The sequence below is a fragment of the Vibrio sp. S12_S33 genome, from assembly GCF_963889785.1.
Lineage (GTDB): Bacteria > Pseudomonadota > Gammaproteobacteria > Enterobacterales > Vibrionaceae > Vibrio > Vibrio aestuarianus.
Window position 1 is genome coordinate 1 of sequence record NZ_CAWPQZ010000094.1, and the last position, 3,366, is coordinate 3,366.

Here is a 3,366-nt window from a genome sequence, read left to right on the forward strand (position 1 = left end):
ACACACCGGACAAATCTCAGCTTCTCAACTATCTCGCCAGTGGCACTTTTCGGGAAGTGTTTGAACTTAACGAAGTCTGCTTACGGGAAATGTTGTGTTTGTTAAGTTCGTTGGCGCGGCTTCTTTGTTGTTGAAATTCATAAATGCCTAAATTCGTTTTGTGTGCTTTGTCGTTAGCTTTTTCGATAGAATTCTTTGCAAATTACCATGCTCTGGAATGGGGGTTTTCTCGGTCATTTCTTCTTTGCCAAGCGCATTTCGTGGATTGGGTTTTAATTTCACAGCTGTCTGTTTTACTTTGCCGTTTTAAAGCAATAATGTGTTTCAAATTAGGCACTTTGGCGTAATTTTCTAGCGAAAGTGCAGCAGCTAACTAGGCGTTTAAGACGGATTCCCAACGCTTGGGAGTTTCGGCTCTAGGTTGAGTGTTGTGTTTAAGGCACAATGGTTTAGGATTGTGGTCGCGTTGCTCACCACTTAACGCAGCGTTATGTGTTTGATGAGTTTTTAAGGTCAAATCTACGATTTCATTGAGAATTCGTTCCGTGTTTTCGGCAAGTTGGCTTAGTCGAAATGAATCTTTGGACAACCTGAGATTTATCGTTTTCAAGGTTCTTGGGTTGCCTCAATTAAGTTTTGGATCTGGCTTGTGTTGAGTTTCGTCGGTTTCAAATCGCTTTAATTGAAATGTCTTTTTGAGTTATTTGCTTGCTGACATTCAGCTCAGAAAGTCTGGTGAAGCAAAAGGTTTTGTTGTGGCTGAAAGGGCGCTTTCTTTGTTGTTGGTTCTGTAAATGGCTCTCTTTGGCTCAGAACGCTGTGAAATTTAGGTTTTGGTAAGCATCGTTTTTGTACGTAACTTATTCAAATCTCTTCCTTTCTACGGTGGTTTACTTTGAATTCACGGTAAAATTCACATAACAAGCAATTCAAGTGGATTCTCAACGCGTGGCAGTTTTACTATGCGTTAGGTAAAGTGTTTTATGGTGCAATGCAGCGGCTTGGTCAGTGCGTTGTTCACCACTTAATTGGGCGTTAGTAGTTAGAGGTAGTTATGTCGATTGTAAATAAAATCATCGAGTCAGCAGAAAGCGATGTTGATGTGCTAAGAAGGCTTGATGCAGAGGGAGATAACTTTTCATTATTCAGAGAAGTTGATTTTCACTTTAAGTGCCCTGATTCTCATACGGCCGATGTCGTTGCTGGGTTTATCAATGACTTTCAGTTTGGAGTAGCGAAACATGTAGTTCATGATGGACTTCATTATGTTGATGTAAAAATAACAATGCCAGTAAATCAAAATATAATCTCTTGTGTATCTGGTTTTATGGTCTGTGTAGCCGAACTGTACAAGGTTGAATTTGATGGTTGGGGATGCGTGGCTACAAACTACTAACAAACTGCTCAAGAGGGATTCGCAACGCGTGGCATTTTTACTATGCGTTGAATTTAGTGATTAAGGTGGTTTGCGGCGGCTTCGGTATTGCGTTGCTCACCCCTTAGCAGGGCGTTATGTGCTTGGGAGGAAAAATGTCAGTTTGGCAAAAAATCATTAGTGAAGTTGAAACAAAAGTTAATAATCAAAAGCTTCACACACTAGGCGAAATGAAAGAAATAGTATCGAATAAAGATTCTGGCTTTTACTGGATTTACACAAGGATATCGGCTCAAAAGTTCCTTGATTGTTCTGCTCCAGATAACTTAGTTCATATTGACTTCGCTGAACTAGCAAAAGTAAATCTTCCTTTTGAGTGGACTATAAAGCAATTTGACGATGATTATTGGTGTGTCTACAACGGTAAAGGTAAAGCTTTACGAGATAGATTGGCGGCAGCATTTACTAATACTCAAGGCGCAACAGGAAAACTCGCTTTAGAGCGATGTTTTGAGGTTGATGAGTTTCGCGTTAAGTTTGTAATTTGTGATAGTTCAGATGGGCAGTATGGTATTAGGTGGGCATATGCGGGCATTGAACGAGACTTAGAGAGGGTTTGGAGATTGAATAATGGTTGGCCATTTTTATGTCGCACATAACAAACTGTTTAAGAGTGATTCGCAACGCGTGGCATTTTCACTATGCGTTGCGTTTAGTGTTTAAGGTGGCATGCGGCGGCTAAGGTATTGCGTTGCTCACACCTTAACAGGGCGTTATGTGTTGGATGAGTTTTTAGGGTTAACTCTACGATTTCATTGAGAATTCGTTCCGTGTTTTCGGCAAGTTGGCTTGGTCGAAATGGATTCTTGAACAACCTGAGATTGATCGTTTTCAAGGTTCTTGGGTTGCCTCAATGGAGTTTTGGATCTGGTTTGTGTTGAGTTTCGGCGGTTTCCAGTTGCTTTAATTGAAATGTCTTTTTGACTGATTCTCTTGCTGAAGATCAGCTCTGAAAGTCTGGTGAATTCAAAAGGTTTGGTTTTGGCTGAAAGGGCGCTTTCTTTATTGTTGATTCTGTAAGTGGCTCTCTTGGGCTAAGATCGCTGTAAAATTTAGGTTTTGGTCAGCATCGTTTTTACACGTAACTTATTCAAATTTCTTCGTTTCTACGGTGGCTTACTTTGAATTCACGGTTACATTCACATAACAAGCAATTCAAGTGGATTCTCAACGCGTGGCAGTTTTACTATGCGTTAGGTAAAGTGTTTTATGGTGTTATGCAGCGGCTTGGTCAGTGCGTTGTTCACCACTTAATTGGGCGTTATGTGTTGGATGAGTTTTTGAGGTTAATTCTACGATTTCATTGAGAATTCGCTCCGTGTTTTCGGCAAGTTGTCTTGGTCGAAATGGATTCTTGAACAACCTGAGATTGATCGTTTTCAAGGTTCTTGGGTTGCCTCAATTAAGTTTTGGATCTGGTTTGTGTTGAATTTCGTCAGTTTTAAATCGCTTTAATTGAAATGTCTTTTTGACTGATTTGCTTGTTGAAGTTCAGCTCTGAAAGTCTAGTGAAGCAAAAGGTTTTGTTGTGGCTGAAAGGGCGCTTTCTTTGTTTTTGATCCTGTAAGTGGCTCTCGTTGGCTCAGATCGCTGTGAAATTTAGGTTTTGGTAAGCATCGTTGTTGTACGTAACTTATTCAAATTTCTTCGTTTCTACGGTGGTTTACTTTGAATTCATAGCTAAATTCACATAACAAACAATTCAAGTGGATTCTCAACGCGTGGCAGTTTTACTATGCGTCAGGTAAAGTGTTTTACGGTGTTATGCAGTGGCTTGGTCAGTGCGTTGTTCACCACTTAATTGGGCGTTAGCTGGGGTTAAGAAAAACGGTGAATTTAGGGTGGAAAGGCTTTGGGTTTTCTAGCTACACACCGGATAAATCTCAGTTTCTCAACTATCTCGCCAGTGGCACTTTTCGGGAAGTGTTTGA

General features: G+C 40.5%; 2 protein-coding genes. Both read left to right on the top strand.

The window, feature by feature from the left end; genetic code table 11:
* Nucleotides 1-1,054 precede the first annotated feature (1,054 nt).
* Nucleotides 1,055-1,396, top strand: a complete 342-nt coding sequence (locus AACW06_RS18910) for a ribonuclease E inhibitor RraB (protein WP_162093889.1) — start codon at nucleotides 1,055-1,057, stop codon at nucleotides 1,394-1,396.
* Nucleotides 1,397-1,530: 134 nt separating this feature from the next.
* Nucleotides 1,531-2,034 carry a hypothetical protein gene (locus AACW06_RS18915; RefSeq protein WP_192076254.1) on the top strand — a complete coding sequence of 168 codons (504 nt, stop codon included), beginning with the start codon at nucleotides 1,531-1,533 and terminating at the stop codon, nucleotides 2,032-2,034.
* Nucleotides 2,035-3,366: the final 1,332 nt, after the last annotated feature.